The following is a 15,793-nucleotide window of genomic DNA, read 5'->3' on the forward strand; positions in this document are numbered from 1 at the left end:
CCGGTCCCCCGACTGCGGACACCCCCCCACGCTCCTGCGGAGACGCACGGGAGGCGCGGTGCCAGCGGCCACCGCGCCTCCCGTCCGTCTCCTGGTCACCGGGCGTAGCGTCCGGTGACGTGAAGACCACCGACGACGTCCTGTCCACCGTCCCCGCTCCCGCCGGCTCCGACGTCCGCGTCGAGCCCGTCCGCTACGACCACGAGGGCACCGCGCTGCTCGGCGTCCTCGCGAAGGACCACGCCGCGTCCGGCCCGCGGCCCGGCGTGCTCGTCATCCACGACTGGCACGGCGTCAACGAGCACGTCGAGGCCCGCGTCACGATGCTCGCCCGCCTCGGCTACGTGGCCTTCGGCGCCGACGTCTACGGCGAGGGCGTCCGCCCCGGCGACGACACCGCCGGCCAGGTCGCGGGCTCGTACTACCAGGACCTGCCGCTGTTCCGCGCGCGCCTGACCGCCGGGCTCGAGCAGCTCCGCGCCGACCCGGACGTCGACCACTCGCGCATCGTCGTGATGGGGTACTGCTTCGGCGGTTCCGGGGCGCTCGAGCTCGCGCGCACGGGTGCCGACCTGGCCGGAGCCGTCTCGTTCCACGGCGGGCTGATCGTCCACGAGGACTCCGACGCCTCCGCGATCCGGGCGAAGCTCCTCGTGCTCACCGGGGGCGCGGACCCGATGGTGCCGGACACCAAGATCGCCGAGTGGCAGGACGAGATGCGCGCCGTGCCGTCCGTCGACTGGCAGGTCGTGACGTACGCCGGGGCGATGCACGCGTTCGCCGTGCCGGGCACCGATGCGCCGGACCACGGGGCGCAGTACCAGGAGCGCGCGGACCGTCGATCGTGGCAGGCGCTGCAGGTGTTCCTGGCCGAGGTGTTCGACGAGGAACCGACCGTCGCCTGATCCTGGCGACACGCCGAGGGCTCGGCGGGAGCGGCTCGATTGGCGTTCGGTGCCGCACCTGTTGTAGAGTCTTCCACGGCCGCAAGGCCGGTATCGGCCCCAGGGCCGGATGCGCTCGTAGCTCAATGGATAGAGCATCTGACTACGGATCAGAAGGTTGGGGGTTCGAGTCCCTTCGAGCGCACATCTGAGAAGGCCCCGTTGCACTGCGACGGGGCCTTCGTCGTTCCCGGGACGCGGGGCGGTACAGCCGCGCCGATGTGCACCCAGGGAACGGACTGTGCAGCGTGCACGGATTCACGCGCTCGTAACGACACCCTGCACGTGTACGCCCTCCCACTCGCTCACTACGGTTGCTCCAACCCGACCGCCCCGGTCGGCACCCCTTCCCCCAGGAGCATCCCGATGGCCAGTGCAGCGTCAGCACCACCAGCCCCGTCCGTCGTCGTCGACGACCACTCCCTGTCCCGTGTCCCCGCGTCCGCCCGCTACGGCTGGTTCCAGGTGGCGGTGCAGCGGTTCGGGCAGATCTCCGCCCTGTCCCAGTTCCTGCTCGGTGCGACGCTCGGCTTCGGCATGGGCTTCTGGCAGGCCTTCTGGGCGATCACCCTCGGCGCCGTCATCCTCGAGATCGTCTCGGTCTTCGTCGGCATCATCGGCATGCGCGAGGGCCTCAACACATCGGTGATCGCGCGGTGGACCGGGTTCGGCAAGGCCGGTTCCGCGCTCGTCGGCCTCGCGATCGGCCTGAGCCTGATCGGGTGGTTCGGCATCCAGTCGGGCGTCTCCGCCGCCGGCCTCGTGGCGATCCTGCCCGTGCTGCCCGCATGGGCCTGGTCGCTCGTGTTCGGCCTGCTCGTCACCGCGATCGTGCTCCGCGGCTTCCACTCGATGCAGTGGCTCGCGAACGTCACGGTGCCGCTCTTCCTGATCCTGGTCGGCTGGGCGGTCGTGGTCGAACTGAGCAAGCACTCGATCGCCGAACTCGCCGCGAAGGCCCCGGCCGGGCCGGAGCTCAGCTTCGTCGCCGGCACGACCCTCGTCGCCGGCGGCTTCATCGTCGGCGCCGTGATCACTCCCGACATGACGCGCTTCAACCGCTCCGTCGGCGACGTCATCAAGCAGACCGCGCTCGGCGTGACCCTCGGCGAGTACGTCATCGGACTGGCCGGCGTCCTGCTCGCGCACGCCGTGGGCTCGTCGGACATCACCCGCGTGATCACGTCGAGCGTCGGCTGGGTCGGCATCCTCGTGATCCTGCTCGGCACGTTCAAGATCAACGACTGGAACATCTACAGCTCGAGCCTCGGTGTCACGAACTTCATCGACGTGGTGTTCGGCCGGAAGGTCAACCGCGGCGTCGTGACGATCGTGCTCGGGGTCGTCGGCTCGGTGCTCGCGGCCGTCGGCTTCCTCGACGCCTTCACCCCGTTCCTCATCGTGCTGGGCGTCGTCTTCCCGCCGATCGCCGGGATCATGGTCGCCGAGTACTTCGTCGTCAAGCGCTGGCGCCGTGAGCTCAGCGACAGCGAGGGTCTGCCGGCGACGAGCCCGACGTGGGTCCCGGCGACGCTCGTCATCTGGGCGGTCGCGGCCCTGGTCGGGTACTTCGTCGCCGTCGGGATCCCGTCCATCAACTCGGTCGTCATCGCCTTCGTCCTGTACGTGGTGGCGGGCAAGGCCGGCTGGGTCCGCGGCGTCGGCGTGAGCCGCACCGAGGAGGCCCCGGTCACCGCGACGAGCGTCGCCAGCGCCGAGGCCCCCGCCCCGGCACCGGCGCCCTGAAGCCGGCGGTCGGCACCCCCTTCGCCGACCGCCGCCTCGTCGCCGGCCGTGCCCGCGCGCGGCACGGCCGGCCCGACGACACCAGCACCAGCACCAGCACCACCATCGGCACCACCCGAGAGGAACCCCATGCGCATCGGCATCGACGTCGGCGGCACGAACACGGACGCCGTCCTGATGGACGGCAGCACGGTCGCCGCGGCCGTGAAGCGGTCCACGAGCCAGGACGTCACGTCCGGCATCGTGGCCGCACTCGCCGGCCTGCGGGAGCAGCGCGACTTCACCTCGGCCGACATCGACGGCGTGATGATCGGCACCACGCACTTCATCAACGCGCTCATCGAGGCGCGCGGACTCGCCCCGACCGCCGCGGTCCGGCTCGGTCTACCCGCCACCGCGTCCCTCCCGCCCTTCACGGACTGGCCCGAGCACCTGGTCGGTGCCGTGCAGGGTCGTGCGTTCCTGGCACACGGCGGCCACGAGTTCGACGGTCGCGTGATCTCCGAGCTCGACACGGACGAGCTGAAGCGGCACGCCGAGGCCATCGGTGCCGCCGGGATCCGCTCGGTGGCGATCTCGTCGGTCTTCTCGCCGATCAACGACGAGTTCGAGCAGCGCGCGCAGGCGATCATCGCCGCCGAGCTCGGCCCCGACGTCGCCTTCTCGCTGTCGAGCGAGATCGGCCGCATCGGACTGCTCGAGCGCGAGAACGCCACGATCATCAACGCGGCCCTGCGCGAGCTCGCCGACCGCATCCTCGACGGGCTCTCCGGCTCGGTCGCGGGCAGCGGGATCGACGCACCCCTCTTCCTCAGCCAGAACGACGGCACCCTCATGGACGTCGAGTACGCCCGGCGCTACCCGGTCGCCACCTTCGCCTCCGGCCCGACGAACTCGATGCGCGGCGCGGCGGTGCTGTCCGGCTTCGACACGTGCGCGGTCGTGGACGTCGGCGGCACCACGAGCGACGTGGGTGTGCTCACCGGCGGGTTCCCGCGCGAAGCCACCGGCGAGGTCGCCGTCGCCGGGATCCGGACCAACTTCCGGATGCCCGACGTGCTCTCGATCGGGATCGGCGGCGGGTCCCGCATCCGCGAGGACGGCGCCCTGGTCGGGCCGGACTCGGTCGGCTACCGGCTCACCGAGGAGGGCCTGGTGTTCGGTGGCGACACCCTCACCGCCACCGACGTGGCCGTGCGCGGCGGTCGCGGCACGATCGGGGACGCGTCCCGCGTCGCCGGCGTGCCCGCGGCGGTCGCCGAACGCGCCCTCGCGGTGATCGCCGAACGGGTCGCCGACGTCGTCGAGCGCATGCGGACCTCGTCGGCACCGCTGCCCGTCGTGGCGGTCGGCGGCGGCTCCGTCCTGCTGCCGGACACGCTGCCCGGCCTGGGCACCGTGCACCGCCCCGAGCACTACTCGGTCGCGAACGCGATCGGTGCCGCGATCGCCCAGGTCTCCGGCGAGGTCGACAAGGTCTACGCGATCAGCGACGGCCGGCGCTCCGCCGTCGTCGACGAGGCCCGGCAGGAGGCGGTCGACCGTGCCGTCGCAGCCGGCGCGGACCCGTCGAGCGTCGCGATCGTCGACTTCGACGAGGTCCCCATCCCGTACCTGCCCGGCAACGCCACGCGCATCCGCGCCAAGGCGGTCGGTGACCTGGCACTCGGGGCGCTGGTCCGATGACGACCACGGAGGCGGTCCCGCGCACCGTCCGCCCGATCACCGAGATCGGCGCCGACTGCTCCGCCCTCGCACGGGGTGCCGCGATCCTCGGCACCGGCGGCGGTGGTGACCCCTACATCGGTCGCCTGCTCGCCGAGGCCGCGGTCCGCGCGCACGGTCCGGTGTCGGTCGTCCAGGTCGAGGACCTGCCCGACGACGCCGTCGTGCTCAACGTCGCCATGATCGGGGCGCCGACCGTCATGGTCGAGAAGCTGCCGTCGGGAGCGCAGTTCGCCGAGGCGATCCGCAGTCTCGCCACGCACCTCGGGGTCACCCCGACGCACGTCGCCTGCATCGAGGTCGGCGGCGTCAACTCGACGAGTCCGATCGTCGCCGCAGCCGAGCTCGGCCTGCCGCTGATCGACGGTGACGGGATGGGCCGTGCCTTCCCCGAGGTGCAGATGGTCCTGCCGACGCTGTCCGGCATCTCCGCGACGCCGATGGCGCTCGCCGACGAGAAGGGCAACACGGCCGTGTTCTCGACGGTCGACAACCGCTGGGCGGAACGCCTCGCCCGCACCGCCACCGTCGAGATGGGCTGCTCCGCCATCACCGCGCAGTACGCGATGTCCGGTGCCGAGATCAAGGAGTCGTACGTCCGCGGCAGCCTGTCGCTGTCCGTCGCGCTCGGCGAGGCACTCGTCGCGGCCCGGGCCGCCAACGAGGACCCGGTCGCCGCCGTCACCGCCGTGCTCGGCGGGACGATCGTGTTCGAGGGGAAGGTCGCCGACGTCGAACGGAAGACGGTCACCGGGTTCGCGCGTGGCACCGCCCGCATCACCGGTTCCGGGAGCGACACCGGCCTGGAGGCGGTGCTCCGGTTCCAGAACGAGCACCTGCTGGCCGAGGTGGCCGGGTCGGTCCGCACCACGGCACCCGACCTCATCGTCACCCTGGACGCCGAGACCGGCGAACCGATCACCACCGAGGGGCTGCGCTTCGGTGCGCGGGTCCGGGTCGTCACGGCGCCGGCCGACGAACGGTGGCACACACCAGCCGGGCTCGCGCTCGCGGGACCCCGGTACTTCGGCTACGACACACGGGCGGTCCGCCACGACGGCACCGTCAGCGAGGGAGAACACGCATGAGCTGGACCATCGACGTCGACGACCTGGCCGACCTCGCGCGTGGCGCCGCCCTGCTCGGCACCGGCGGTGGCGGCGACCCCACCATCGGCATGCTGCTCGTCAAGGCGGCCATCGAGGAGCACGGCCCGGTCACGATCCTCGACCCGTCCGAGGTCGACGACGACGCCCTCGTGATCCCGACCGCGCAGATGGGAGCCCCCACGGTGGTGCTCGAGCGGATCCCCGCCGGCCCGGAGCCGCTCGGAGCACTGCGTCGGCTCGAGCAGCACCTCGGCCGGACGGCGAGCGCCACGATGCCGATCGAGTGCGGCGGGATCAACTCGATGATCCCGCTGCTCGTGGGCGCCACCGGCGGCCTGCCCGTGGTCGACGCCGACGGCATGGGCCGCGCGTTCCCCGAGCTCCAGATGGAGACCTTCTCGGTGTACGGGGTGCCGGGATCGCCCCTCGCGATCAGTGACGAGAACGGTCACGGCGTGGTCATCGACACCGGGCACGACAACCGGCAGATGGAGTGGCTCGCCCGCGGGGTCACGATCCGGCTCGGCGGTGTCGCCTACATCGCCGAGTACGCGATGACGGGCCGCCAGGTCCGCGAGACCGCCGTGCCGCGGACGCTCTCGCTCGCCCTGTCGGTCGGCCGTGCGATCCGTCGCGCCCGCGAGGACCACCGCGACCCGGTCGAGGCGCTCGCCGAGGCGTTCGGCCGGACCATCTACACGCACCTGCGCGAGCTGTTCGACGGCAAGGTCGTCGACGTCGAGCGCCGGACGGTGGACGGCTTCGCGAAGGGCCGGGCGGTCGTGCAGGGTGCGGACGGGTCCGAGCTCGAGATCGCGTTCCAGAACGAGAACCTGGTGGCCCGCCGGGACGGCCGGCTCGTGGCGGTGGTCCCGGACCTCGTCTGCGTGCTCGACGCGGAGACGGCCGAACCGATCACCACCGAGCGCCTGCGCTACGGACAGCGGGTGCGGGTGATCGGCGTCTCGACGCCCGACCTCATGCGCACCCCGGAGGCACTCGCCGTGTTCGGACCGTCCTGCTTCGGCCTCGACGACGACTTCGTGCCGGTCGAGGACCTGCACGAGCGGGTGCCGGCGGGGGCGCGCTGAGGCACGCCGATGCGCGAGGATCGCTGGTGTGCACCAGGGTGAGCAGCGTGACGGAGCCGTGACGAGCCTCCAGGCCGGCGACGTCGACGACTTCGCACGCGGCACCGCGCTCCTCGGGTGCGGCGGTGGCGGCCAGGTCGACCACATGGCGTCCGCGCTCCGGCGCGCGCTCGGTGCCGGCGGCGTGCCGGTCGTGCCCGTCGCCGGCGGGACGCGCGCGGTGATCGCCGTCGGGCTCGTCGGGTCGACCACCGTGCTCGAGGAGAAGACCCCGAGCGGACGGGAGCTGCCGGACGCGCTCGCCGCGGTCGAACGGTGGACGGGACGTCGGGCGGACGCGGTCGTCGCGGCGCAGATCGGCGGCGTCACCGGACCCGCTGCCGCGCTCACGGCACACGCGGCGGGTCTGCCGTTGCTCGACGCCGACCTGGTGGGCCGGGCGACCCCGCGGATCGACCAGCTGTCGCTGTTCGTCGACCCGCTGCCAGCGGTCACGGCGGCCGCCGTCACGTCGAGCGGGCTCCGGATCGTCGTGGACGCCCCGGACCCGCGCGACCTGGAGACCGTGTGGCGCGAAGCGGTGTCGCACAGCGGTGGATGGGCAGCCTTCGCGATCGGACCGGTGGACGCCGACGTGCTCGCCGCACGGTGCATACCCGGAAGTGTGACGCGGGCGGTGCGGACCGGGCGGGCGGCCACCGCCGCGAGCGACGTCGAGGGGTTCGTCGCTTCGCTGGCGGGAGCACGCACCGTCGCCCGTGGTCGGGTGCTCGACGTCCAGCGCACCGGCGACGCCGTGGCGTTCGTGCACGGCTCGATGGCCGTGCGTGACGCCGCGACCGGCGCGATCGCCCGGATCGAGGCCGGGAGCGAGTGGGTGCACTGCCTGGTCGACGGCGAGCCCGTCGCGAGCACCCCGAGCTGCATCGTCGTCGTCGACGCGCGCTCGCTCCGACCCGTGACGACCGAACGGGCACGGGTCGGCGACGAGCTCGCCGTCCTCGTGCTGCCCGGAGCGCCCTGGTGGTGGGCGGCGCCGCACCGGACCGCCCGTGTGGCGCCGCGGGCCTTCGGCATCGACGCCGACACCGTGCCGGAGGTCCTCTCGTGATCCCGGTGTCCGAGTTCCTCCCGCTGCTGCCCGAGGGGACCGAGCTGCTGGTCGGACCCGGGACCGGCACCGTCGCGTCCGTCCGCGGGATCGTCGGCCCGCCCGAGCACGTCGGCCGCGCGCTCCGGCCCGCCGACGGCGCGGTCGTGCTGCTCACCCCCGTGGAACGGTTCGACGCGCGCTTCGACGTGCTGCTCCGTCGGGCTGCCACCGCCGGGGTACCGCTGCTCGTCGTCGGCCCCGGGGACGCCACGCCGCCGCCCGGACCGGGGACCGCCGCGCTCGCCGACCGGCTCGGCGTCGCCGTCGTGTCGACACCCGACCCGTGGGCCGCGTCGGTGCGCCTGCACGAGCTGATCGGGTCGGGCGACGCGCCCGCTGCCCGGGCGGCCGTCGCCGTCGCACGCATCGGGCTGGACGCCGGGCCCGCGCTCGAGGAGTTGTTCGCGCGGCTCGAGGCCGAGCTCGGACACGCGCTCCGGTTCCTCGACGCGTCCGGACGACCCCTGCGGGGAGCGGGCGTGGCTGCAGCGACCGCCGCGCTCCTCGCCAGGACGGTCGGCACGAGCGAGCCGGTGTGGGCGAGCGACGACCGGGAGACCGTCGTCGCGGTCCCCGTCCCGACCGGGATCGGTCCGCGGGCCTGGCTGGCCGTCGGGCTGCGGTCGCCCCTGCGGGCGGAACGGGCCACGCTCGCGACGGCGCTGCGCGTGGCCGCGGTCGCCGCCGGGCACCGGCTCGTGCTCACCCGGCTCGACGACGAGCGCGACGCCCGGTACCGGATGGCCATGCTCGACGACCTCCGCGCCGCGGACGGTGCGCCCGCCCCACCGCTCGTGCAGCGGACGATCGCCGCCGGGTGGGAGCTCGACGCGTGGCACGTCGGGGTCCGGCTCGTCGCGCGGGGACCCGTGGACGCCGTCGCGCTCCGGCGCGAGGTCGAGGCGGCGTTCGACGCCGAGGGCCTCGACGTCGTCGTGGTCGAGCAGACCGACGGGTGGGCGCTGTGGACGTCGACGCCGGACGAGCCGGACCGGTCCGTCGTCGCCGCCGTCGCCACCTCGGTCCGGACCGCGCAGCACGCCCTGCGCTCCGCGGTCGACACGAACGCCGGTGTCGGGAGCGTGCACGCCGGACCGGCCGGACTCGTCCGGACCCTCGGCGAGGCCGGCGACGCCGTCCGCCTGGCCGCCGCCCGTCCGGAGTCGGGCTGGTTCGTCCACGTCGACCGTCTCGGGCTCGCGCAGCTGTTGCTCGCGTGGACGCAGACGGACACCTTCCTGCCGGCCGCGGAGCAGCTGCTCGCACCGCTGGAGCGCGGAGGAGGGGCACTGCGGACGACACTCGCGACCTACCTCGACACCGAGTCGTCGGTCGCGGAGACCGCCGCGGTGCTCGGCGTCCACCGCAACACCGTCGCGGACCGGATCGACCGGGTGCAGCGGTTGCTCGGCGTCGACCTCGGCGACCCCGAGACGCGTCTGGCGCTGCACCTCGCGACGCGGGCGCTCGGTGGGGCGTGAGGTCCGGCGCGGTCTTCGGCGCAGTCGTCCCGCCGAGACGCCGTGGTCGTGCCGAGACGGCCCCGGATCCGGCGGCGTCTCGGGAGGGGCCCGGCGTCTCGCGAGGGACTCGGCGTCTCGTCGTTCCCCCGGGGCTGTCGGTCACGCGGCAGTTCCGGCACCATGAGGGCATGTGGACCCGCACCGCCGCTGCCGCCGCGGCTGCAGCGATCGTCCTCGTCGCGCTCAGCGGGTGCACGCCGCCGTCCCCGTTCCAGGGCGTCGCGCGGGCGGCCTGCGAGAAGAAGGTCGGGCCGGCGGTCGTCGTCTGGTGGCGGGACCAGTACGCCCAGACCCCGTGGAAGGTCGTCGACACGCACACGACGGGCATCGAGCAGCGGTCCGGGCAGCCGAGCGGGACGACCGTGTTCTCCGTCTCGGGTGAGTCCGCGGTGCAGCGTGAGGAGCGAGGGAGCGCGACGGACCGGTTGCGGTGGTCGTGCTCCGCGCGGACCACGGTCGACGATCCCTCGACCGTGTCGGCGTCCGTCCTGGAGATCGGGTTCCGCTGACGTCGTGGCCGCGGACCGGTTGGCGTCGAACCACGAACACGACGTCGAACCAGGCCGGGTGGGTAGTTCGACGTCGGGAACGTGGTTCGACGTCGGGAACGTGGTTCGACCCCCGGAGCAGGAGCCGCTGGCGCCGCGCGCTGCCGTCAGCCGGGCCAGGAGTCCCGTGACCACGAGCCGTCCGGACAGCGCTCGTAGACGAGCCGGTTGCTCGCGGCGTCGGTCGCCCCGCGCCAGAAGAGCATCCGCCGCGGCGTGAGCGCGAAGCCGGCCCACGTGTCCGGCGGCTCGAGCTCCGGTCGATCCCGCTCGAACGCCGCCCACAGCTCCCGCCGACGCGAGGCGGTGTCGGCCGCGGCCTCGAGGTCGTTCACCCACGCGAGCACCTGCAGGTAGCGGGTGCGGGTGGCGTACGCGGCGCGGGCCTCGTCGGCGGTGACGGGTGCGACGTCCCCGACCACCACGAGCTGTCGGGCGGCCTCGGGCCAGACCACCGTGACCGCCGCGCGGGGGAGTGCGGCGAGCTCGGCGGCCTTCCGGCTGCGGCTGTCCGTGTGGAAGTGCAGGCGCTCCCCGTCGAAGCGCGAGAGCAGCACGGTCCGGGCGGACGGGTAGCCGTCGAGGCCGACCGTCGAGAGCGTCATCGTCGGACCGAGCCCGGCGTCGACCCCGGGCAGCCAGGCCGCGGCGAGGACGAGCGGGTCGGCCGGGGCGGCGGCGTCGGGGTCCTCGGCCGCCCGCCCCGGCAGCACGGTCACGACACCGCCACCACGTCGGACGCGAGCGGAGCGGCACCGGCAGCACCGGGCTTCGCGACCGCCGGGTCGAACCGGGCGATCTCGTGCAGGGACGCCACCGCTTCGTCGAGCGACCGGTCCCACAGCGCCTGCCCGTACGAGGCGGTCGCCCGGCTCGCATCGCCGACGACCCCTGGGGTGCCGAAGTCGTTCGACAGCCACCCGAAGGACACCGGACCACCGTTGAACCGGATCTTCTCGAACTCGGCCAGGTGGTCCGGCACCCACCGCTCGGCCTTCGTCATGTCGACGAGGTCCGGGCGGAGGTGCAGGATCATCGACGTCTCCGCCGCGCCACCGTGGATGCCGAGCCCGCGCTCGTCCGCGTCCTCGCCGGAGGGCCCGGGCGTCCGGGCGAGCGTCGGCATGAGGAACGTCTTCAGCCCGTAGCGCTTCCGGATCTCCCGCAGGGCGACCTGCAGCAGGGCGACGTTCCCGCCGTGGCCGTTCGCGAAGACGAGCGACCCGGCACCCATCAGTGCGACGGCCCGGCCGATCTGCACGGCCGTGTCGAACATGGTCGACTCGTCGAGCCACACGGTGCCCGGTGCCCAGCTGTGCTCGTCGGACTTCGTGAACGCGAGGGTCGGCAGCTGCCAGACGTCCAGGCCCTCGGCCGCCGCGCGTTCGACGGCAGCGCCGCCGATGTGGTCGGCGAGCAGGAAGTCGGTGACGAGCGGCAGGTGCGGACCGTGGTGCTCGACGGCACCGGTGGGCTGCACGACGATCGAGTCGGGACCGAGCCCGGCGGCGACCGCCGGGCCCGACAGCTCGGCCAGCAGGCGGGAGCGCGCCCCGCCGCTCACTTGCCGAACCCCGGCACGACGGGCTGCGCGGAGGCGGTGGAGCCCCCGCTGACGACGAGCGCCGGGTCGATCACGTGCCCGGGGTTGAGCAGGCCGTCGGGATCGGTCCGCTGCTTGAGCGCGACGAGCTCCTCGACGCCGTGGTCGACGTAGTACTGGTGCGGACTGTGCACGCGGACGCCCAGGTCGCGGAGCAGCGGGTACCCGGCGTAGACGTCCTCGGCGCCGGTGTACGGCGCGGTGAGCATGCCGATCGGCCCGACGTGCGCCGCCTCGATGTGGAGCATCCCGCCCGGGTAGACGGCCTCGACCTCGGCGATGCGGTCGATGAGCGCCTCGCCCCCGACCTCGACGTGGAACCACTCGGTGTCCGGGGTGTTCCGCTTGAGCCACCAGATCGGGTGGTTGTACGACAGCATCGACACCTTCGTGGTCTGCTGCAGCCCCTCGCGGACGTCGGACACCTCGCCACCGGCCTGCTCGATGAGCGCGCGGGCCTCGTCGAGGACGACGTCGTCGATGATCGCACGCAGGCTGGCGCGGTCGTCCGGGATCGCGGTGTCCGACGGCAGGGTCGCGGCGATCGCCGGCCGGTCGGCGCTGACGAGTCGCGGCACCGGGTCGAGTCCGCGGAGCGTCCGCACGGCGACGAGGGCGTCCTCGAAGGTCGGGAACGCCGCGTACACGGCGCGCCACTCCTGCAGGGGTTCGAGCCGGACGGTGGCACGCGCGATGACCCCGGCGGTGCCGTAGGTGTGCACGAAGGGCTGTGCCTCGTCGCCCTCGACGTGCAGCAGTCCGTCCTCGCCGGGGAGCGCGACGTCGAGCGCGGTGACGAACCCCTGCCAGTTCGAGCCGTGCGCGATCGACCCAGTGCCGCCGGAGCCGCCGGACAGGAAGCCGCCGATGGTGGACTGCGCGGTGGACGGGTACATCCAGAGCTGCTGCCCGGTGGCCGCGGCGGCCTGCTCCATCGCGACCATCGACGCGCCGGCCTCGGCCGTGATCCAGCCGTCCCCGACCTCGACGACGGCGCGGGCGCGCGAGGTGTCGAGGACGAGGCCGCCGTGCAGCGGGATGCCCTGGCCGTAGTTGCCGGTGCCCTTGCCGCGCGTGGTGACGGGGACGCCGTGCCGGACGGCGGCGCGCAGGGTGGCGGCCACGTCGTCGGCGGACGCCGGGTACGCGACGAGGTCGGCGAGGCCCAGCGGCAGCTGCTCGCTGAGGATCGGGCTCATGGTCGCCTCGTCGACGGAGGCGCGGGCGCGGGTGCGCTCGTCGGCGCTCACGCCGCGCTCGCCGAGCAGGTCGACGAGCTCGGCGCGCAGCGCCTCGAGACCGGTGGTCGAGGCGGGGGTGACGGTGGTCATGCTCACTCCTGTGGGGTGGGTGGTGCTGCAACGACGGACGGGAGGCGCGGGGCGGGCGTGCCCCGCGCCTCCCGTCCGGTGGGTGGTCGGGTCAGTTGCCCAGACCGATGGACTTGTCGAGGAACTCGTTCGTGAACAGGTCCGAGGGCTTCAGGTCGCTCTTGACGTCACCGGTCCCGGCGAAGACGGGCTTCGCCTTGTCGATGAAGTCCTGCATGCGCTGCTCGTCCATCGAGCCGATGTAGCCGTCGGTGTCCTTCGCGAGACCGAGCTTCACCATCTGCGACGCGGCGAACGCGCCGACCTTCGAGTCGTAGGTCCAGCCGTTGTTGTACTGCTGCACGAGCTGCGTGATGAGGTCGTTCGTCGCCTGCGGGGCCTTCAGGTAGTCGACGTCGGCCTGCTGCATGACGGGGACGAGCTTCTGCAGGCAGGGCTCGAGCTTCGCCAGGTCGCCGGTGCGGACCGACATGGCCTCGGGGTACGGGTTCCAGCCCGTGCTCGACACCGGCTTGTACGCGACCTTCTTGCCCCAGGCCGCGACCTGGTTCTGGTAGATGTACGGCTCGGCGGTGGCGAAGCCCTGCTGCGCGTCCTTGCCGCCGGCGGAGACGAACTTCGCCGGGGTGCCGTCGTAGCTGCCGTCGAGGACCTTCTTCGGCAGGATGCCGGACTGCTCGAGGTACGTCATGTACGCGGCACCGTTGAAGTAGCGGACGACGCCGCCGTTCTTCTCGAGCTCCTTGCCGAGGTCCTCGATGCTGTCGACGTCCGGGTAGGTCTTCGGGTCCCACATGATCGACATCGGCGACGAGTCGTTCTCGGCGAAGACGGCCGTGGTCGGCAGGTTCCCGGAGAACTGGACCTGCTCGTCGGTCGACATGTAGCCGAGGGTGATGTCCTTGTCCTGGTACATCTGCGACGCGACCTTCGTGTAGCCGATGGCCGGGCCACCGGCACGGATCTCGAGCTTCACGCCGGTGCTCTTGCCGTTGGCGTACAGGTCGCCGGTGACGGTCTTGCCCGAGGCGTCGATGGACGGGTTCGGGCCGAGCATCTCGTACAGGTGGCCGTGCTCGCCCTCGGGGTTCCAGTCGGTCTGCACGACGACGGTCGCGGGGCAGACGTCGGACAGGTCGATCGCGGGGCCGGACGCCGCCTTGGCGGGGGCGCTGCTCGCGGTGTCCCCGGACGAGCCGGCGGCGCATCCGGTGAGGGCGATGGCGGTCGCGGCGATGGCGGCGGTCGCGACGCCGAGTCGGGTGGTGGTGCGCATGGAGGCTCCGTTCGTGGTGCGGGTCTCGTGGTGCTGTGGGAACAGGGGTCGGGTGGGAGGGGAGGAGTGGTTCAGCTGAAGTCGTGCCACCGACCGACCGCCAGGCGGCCGAGCAGTCCGAACACGAGGAAGACGGCGACGCCGTAGAGCGAGGCGATGATGATCGTCGCGTAGAGCTCCGGGCCCATCAGGCGCGAGGCGGTCACCTGGATGAGCACGCCGAGGCCCGGGTTGCCGCGCTGGAAGAACTGGTCGCCGACGATCGCGCCGATGACGCTCAGCCCGGCCGAGGTGCGCAGCCCGACGAAGATCGACGGCAGGGCCGCGGGGAACTGCAGCTTGACGAGCTGTGCGAACCGGCTCGACCGCTGCAGGCGGAACAGCTCGCGCTGCGCCCGGTCGGCGGACTGCAGGCCGAACAGGGTGTTCGACACCATCGGGAACAGGGCGATCATCACCGTGACGATGACCCGGCTGGCGAACTCGTAGCCGAACAGGGCGCCGATGAGCGGGACGAGCGCGAGGATCGGCACGCACTGCAGCACGACCGCGTACGGGTAGAGCGAGCGCTCCAGCCACTTCGCCTGCGCCATGGCCATCGCCCAGACGACGCCGATCACGATCGCGAAGGCCAGGCCCACGAGCGACACGACGGTGGTGCGGCCGAGCGCGGACCACAGGTCGGTGCCGAACGTCGACGGGGAGCCGTCCGGCATGGTCGGGGCGACGATCGCCTTCGCCACGAGGTGCGGGTAGGGCACCAGGAAGGCGAGGCCGCGGACGTGGTCGTAGTACGCGGCCGCGGCGTACCAGATGCCGACGAGCACGGCGAGGACCACGAGGGGCTGCCACCACGCCACCCGCGGACGCGAGCGGCCGGTGGTGCGACGGGCGGCGGCGCGGACGGTGCGGGTCTCGGCGACCTCCTGCAGGGTGACCATCAGCGGTGTCCTTCCCGGAGTGCGTGCGAGACCTCGCCGACCAGCTCGGCGAACTCGGGGGTGAAGCGGATGTCGGGGTCGCGCGGCATCGGGAACGGCACGTCGAAGCGGCCGACGATGCTGCCCGGGCGGCCGGACATCACGATGACCTCGGTGGAGAGGTACACGGCCTCGGACACCGAGTGCGTGATGAAGAGCCCGGCGAACTGCTGCTCGACGAACAGCCGGAGCAGTTCGTCGTTGAGGCGTTCGCGGGTGATCTCGTCGAGCGCGCCGAACGGCTCGTCGAACAGGAACAGCTCCGGGTCGAGCGTGAGGGACCGGGCGAGCGAGACGCGCATCCGCATGCCACCGGAGAGCTGCTTCGGCAGGTTCGCCTCGAACCCGCCCAGGCCGACCAGGTCGATGGCGTGCGCGGCCTTCGCCGCCCGCTCCGCCTTCGGCACCTTCCCGAGCTCGGCGAGCAGCTCGACGTTGCCCTGGACCGAGCGCCACGGCAGGAGCGTGGCGTCCTGGAAGACGTAGCCGATGCGGTCGGTGGCGACCCCGGCGGTTCCGTGGGACGCGGACTCGAGGCCCGAGGCGATCCGGAGGAGGGTCGACTTGCCGCAGCCGGAGGGGCCGACGACCGAGACGAACTGCCCGCGGTCGACGGTCAGGTCGACACCCTGCAGGGCGACCGTCCCGTTCGGGAAGGTCATCTCGACGTCGCGGAAGTCGAGCAGGGTGTCCGTCGCGGTGACGGGCGGTGGTGCGGTGGTGGTCACGGGTACCTCGTGTTCTCGTGCACGGGTGGTGCGCGG

General features: G+C 72.9%; 14 protein-coding genes and 1 tRNA gene. 9 read left to right on the forward strand and 6 right to left on the reverse strand.

The window, feature by feature from the left end:
• Positions 1-119 precede the first annotated feature (119 nt).
• The 9 genes from QUG92_RS00005 (at position 120) to QUG92_RS00045 (ending at position 9,800) form a co-directional block, all read left to right on the forward strand.
• On the forward strand, positions 120-905 hold the full coding sequence (locus QUG92_RS00005) for a dienelactone hydrolase family protein (RefSeq protein WP_182047392.1): 786 nt from the start codon (positions 120-122) through the stop codon (positions 903-905).
• Between the two features lie 111 nt (positions 906-1,016).
• Positions 1,017-1,089: transfer RNA gene (locus QUG92_RS00010), tRNA-Arg, on the forward strand.
• Between the two features lie 221 nt (positions 1,090-1,310).
• Positions 1,311-2,690: a purine-cytosine permease family protein gene (locus QUG92_RS00015; protein WP_182047393.1), complete on the forward strand. Its 1,380-nt coding sequence runs from the start codon at positions 1,311-1,313 to the stop codon at positions 2,688-2,690.
• Between the two features lie 129 nt (positions 2,691-2,819).
• Positions 2,820-4,376 (forward strand): hydantoinase/oxoprolinase N-terminal domain-containing protein, encoded by a 1,557-nt coding sequence (locus QUG92_RS00020; protein WP_289457066.1) that lies wholly within the window; start codon positions 2,820-2,822, stop codon positions 4,374-4,376.
• Positions 4,373-5,503 (forward strand): S-methyl thiohydantoin desulfurase family protein, encoded by a 1,131-nt coding sequence (locus QUG92_RS00025; RefSeq protein ID WP_289457067.1) that lies wholly within the window; start codon positions 4,373-4,375, stop codon positions 5,501-5,503. The genes QUG92_RS00020 and QUG92_RS00025 overlap by 4 nt, the downstream gene beginning before the upstream one ends.
• On the forward strand, positions 5,500-6,615 hold the full coding sequence (locus tag QUG92_RS00030; RefSeq protein ID WP_289457068.1) for an S-methyl thiohydantoin desulfurase family protein: 1,116 nt from the start codon (positions 5,500-5,502) through the stop codon (positions 6,613-6,615). Before QUG92_RS00025 ends, QUG92_RS00030 begins: the two co-directional genes overlap by 4 nt.
• 28 nt (positions 6,616-6,643) lie before the next feature.
• A complete protein-coding gene (locus QUG92_RS00035) occupies positions 6,644-7,726 on the forward strand; it encodes a DUF917 domain-containing protein (protein ID WP_289457069.1) in 1,083 nt (360 codons plus the stop codon).
• Between the two features lie 5 nt (positions 7,727-7,731).
• Positions 7,732-9,249 (forward strand): PucR family transcriptional regulator, encoded by a 1,518-nt coding sequence (locus tag QUG92_RS00040; RefSeq protein ID WP_289457070.1) that lies wholly within the window; start codon positions 7,732-7,734, stop codon positions 9,247-9,249.
• 170 nt (positions 9,250-9,419) lie between these two features.
• Positions 9,420-9,800 (forward strand): hypothetical protein, encoded by a 381-nt coding sequence (locus QUG92_RS00045; RefSeq protein WP_289457071.1) that lies wholly within the window; start codon positions 9,420-9,422, stop codon positions 9,798-9,800.
• A gap of 146 nt (positions 9,801-9,946) precedes the next feature.
• Here QUG92_RS00045 and QUG92_RS00050 read toward each other — a convergent pair whose 3' ends face one another.
• The 6 genes from QUG92_RS00050 to QUG92_RS00075 all read right to left on the reverse strand — a co-directional run bounded on the left by QUG92_RS00050 (position 9,947) and on the right by QUG92_RS00075 (position 15,757).
• The gene (locus QUG92_RS00050; RefSeq protein WP_289457072.1) at positions 9,947-10,558 is read right to left on the reverse strand and encodes a pyridoxine/pyridoxamine 5'-phosphate oxidase; all 612 of its coding nucleotides are present in this window, start codon (positions 10,556-10,558) and stop codon (positions 9,947-9,949) included.
• Entirely contained in the window at positions 10,555-11,403 is an 849-nt protein-coding gene (locus QUG92_RS00055; protein ID WP_289457073.1) for a creatininase family protein, read from the reverse strand. The genes QUG92_RS00050 and QUG92_RS00055 overlap by 4 nt, the downstream gene beginning before the upstream one ends.
• Positions 11,400-12,773, reverse strand: a complete 1,374-nt coding sequence (locus QUG92_RS00060; protein WP_182047403.1) for an FAD-binding oxidoreductase — start codon at positions 12,771-12,773, stop codon at positions 11,400-11,402. Before QUG92_RS00060 ends, QUG92_RS00055 begins: the two co-directional genes overlap by 4 nt.
• Before the next feature lie 91 nt (positions 12,774-12,864).
• Positions 12,865-14,049, reverse strand: a complete 1,185-nt coding sequence (locus QUG92_RS00065; protein WP_182047404.1) for an ABC transporter substrate-binding protein — start codon at positions 14,047-14,049, stop codon at positions 12,865-12,867.
• Positions 14,050-14,120: 71 nt separating this feature from the next.
• Positions 14,121-14,990 (reverse strand): ABC transporter permease, encoded by an 870-nt coding sequence (locus QUG92_RS00070; protein WP_069713068.1) that lies wholly within the window; start codon positions 14,988-14,990, stop codon positions 14,121-14,123.
• A complete protein-coding gene (locus QUG92_RS00075; RefSeq protein WP_069713069.1) occupies positions 14,990-15,757 on the reverse strand; it encodes an ABC transporter ATP-binding protein in 768 nt (255 codons plus the stop codon). The genes QUG92_RS00070 and QUG92_RS00075 overlap by 1 nt, the downstream gene beginning before the upstream one ends.
• Between the last annotated feature and the right edge of the window lie 36 nt (positions 15,758-15,793).

This window comes from Curtobacterium citri, from assembly GCF_030362955.1.
GTDB classification, from domain to species: Bacteria; Actinomycetota; Actinomycetes; order Actinomycetales; family Microbacteriaceae; genus Curtobacterium; species Curtobacterium citri.

Excerpts from the sequence above, each read along its gene's own strand:
- QUG92_RS00025 (WP_289457067.1), top strand. The coding sequence starts at position 4,373 with ATGACGACCACGGAGGCGGTCCCGCGCACCGTCCGCCCGATCACCGAG.
- QUG92_RS00070 (WP_069713068.1), bottom strand. The coding sequence starts at position 14,990 with ATGGTCACCCTGCAGGAGGTCGCCGAGACCCGCACCGTCCGCGCCGCC.
- QUG92_RS00015 (WP_182047393.1), top strand. The coding sequence starts at position 1,311 with ATGGCCAGTGCAGCGTCAGCACCACCAGCCCCGTCCGTCGTCGTCGAC.
- QUG92_RS00065 (WP_182047404.1), bottom strand. The coding sequence starts at position 14,049 with ATGCGCACCACCACCCGACTCGGCGTCGCGACCGCCGCCATCGCCGCG.
- QUG92_RS00045 (WP_289457071.1), top strand. The coding sequence starts at position 9,420 with ATGTGGACCCGCACCGCCGCTGCCGCCGCGGCTGCAGCGATCGTCCTC.
- QUG92_RS00020 (WP_289457066.1), top strand. The coding sequence starts at position 2,820 with ATGCGCATCGGCATCGACGTCGGCGGCACGAACACGGACGCCGTCCTG.
- QUG92_RS00060 (WP_182047403.1), bottom strand. The coding sequence starts at position 12,773 with ATGACCACCGTCACCCCCGCCTCGACCACCGGTCTCGAGGCGCTGCGC.
- QUG92_RS00030 (WP_289457068.1), top strand. The coding sequence starts at position 5,500 with ATGAGCTGGACCATCGACGTCGACGACCTGGCCGACCTCGCGCGTGGC.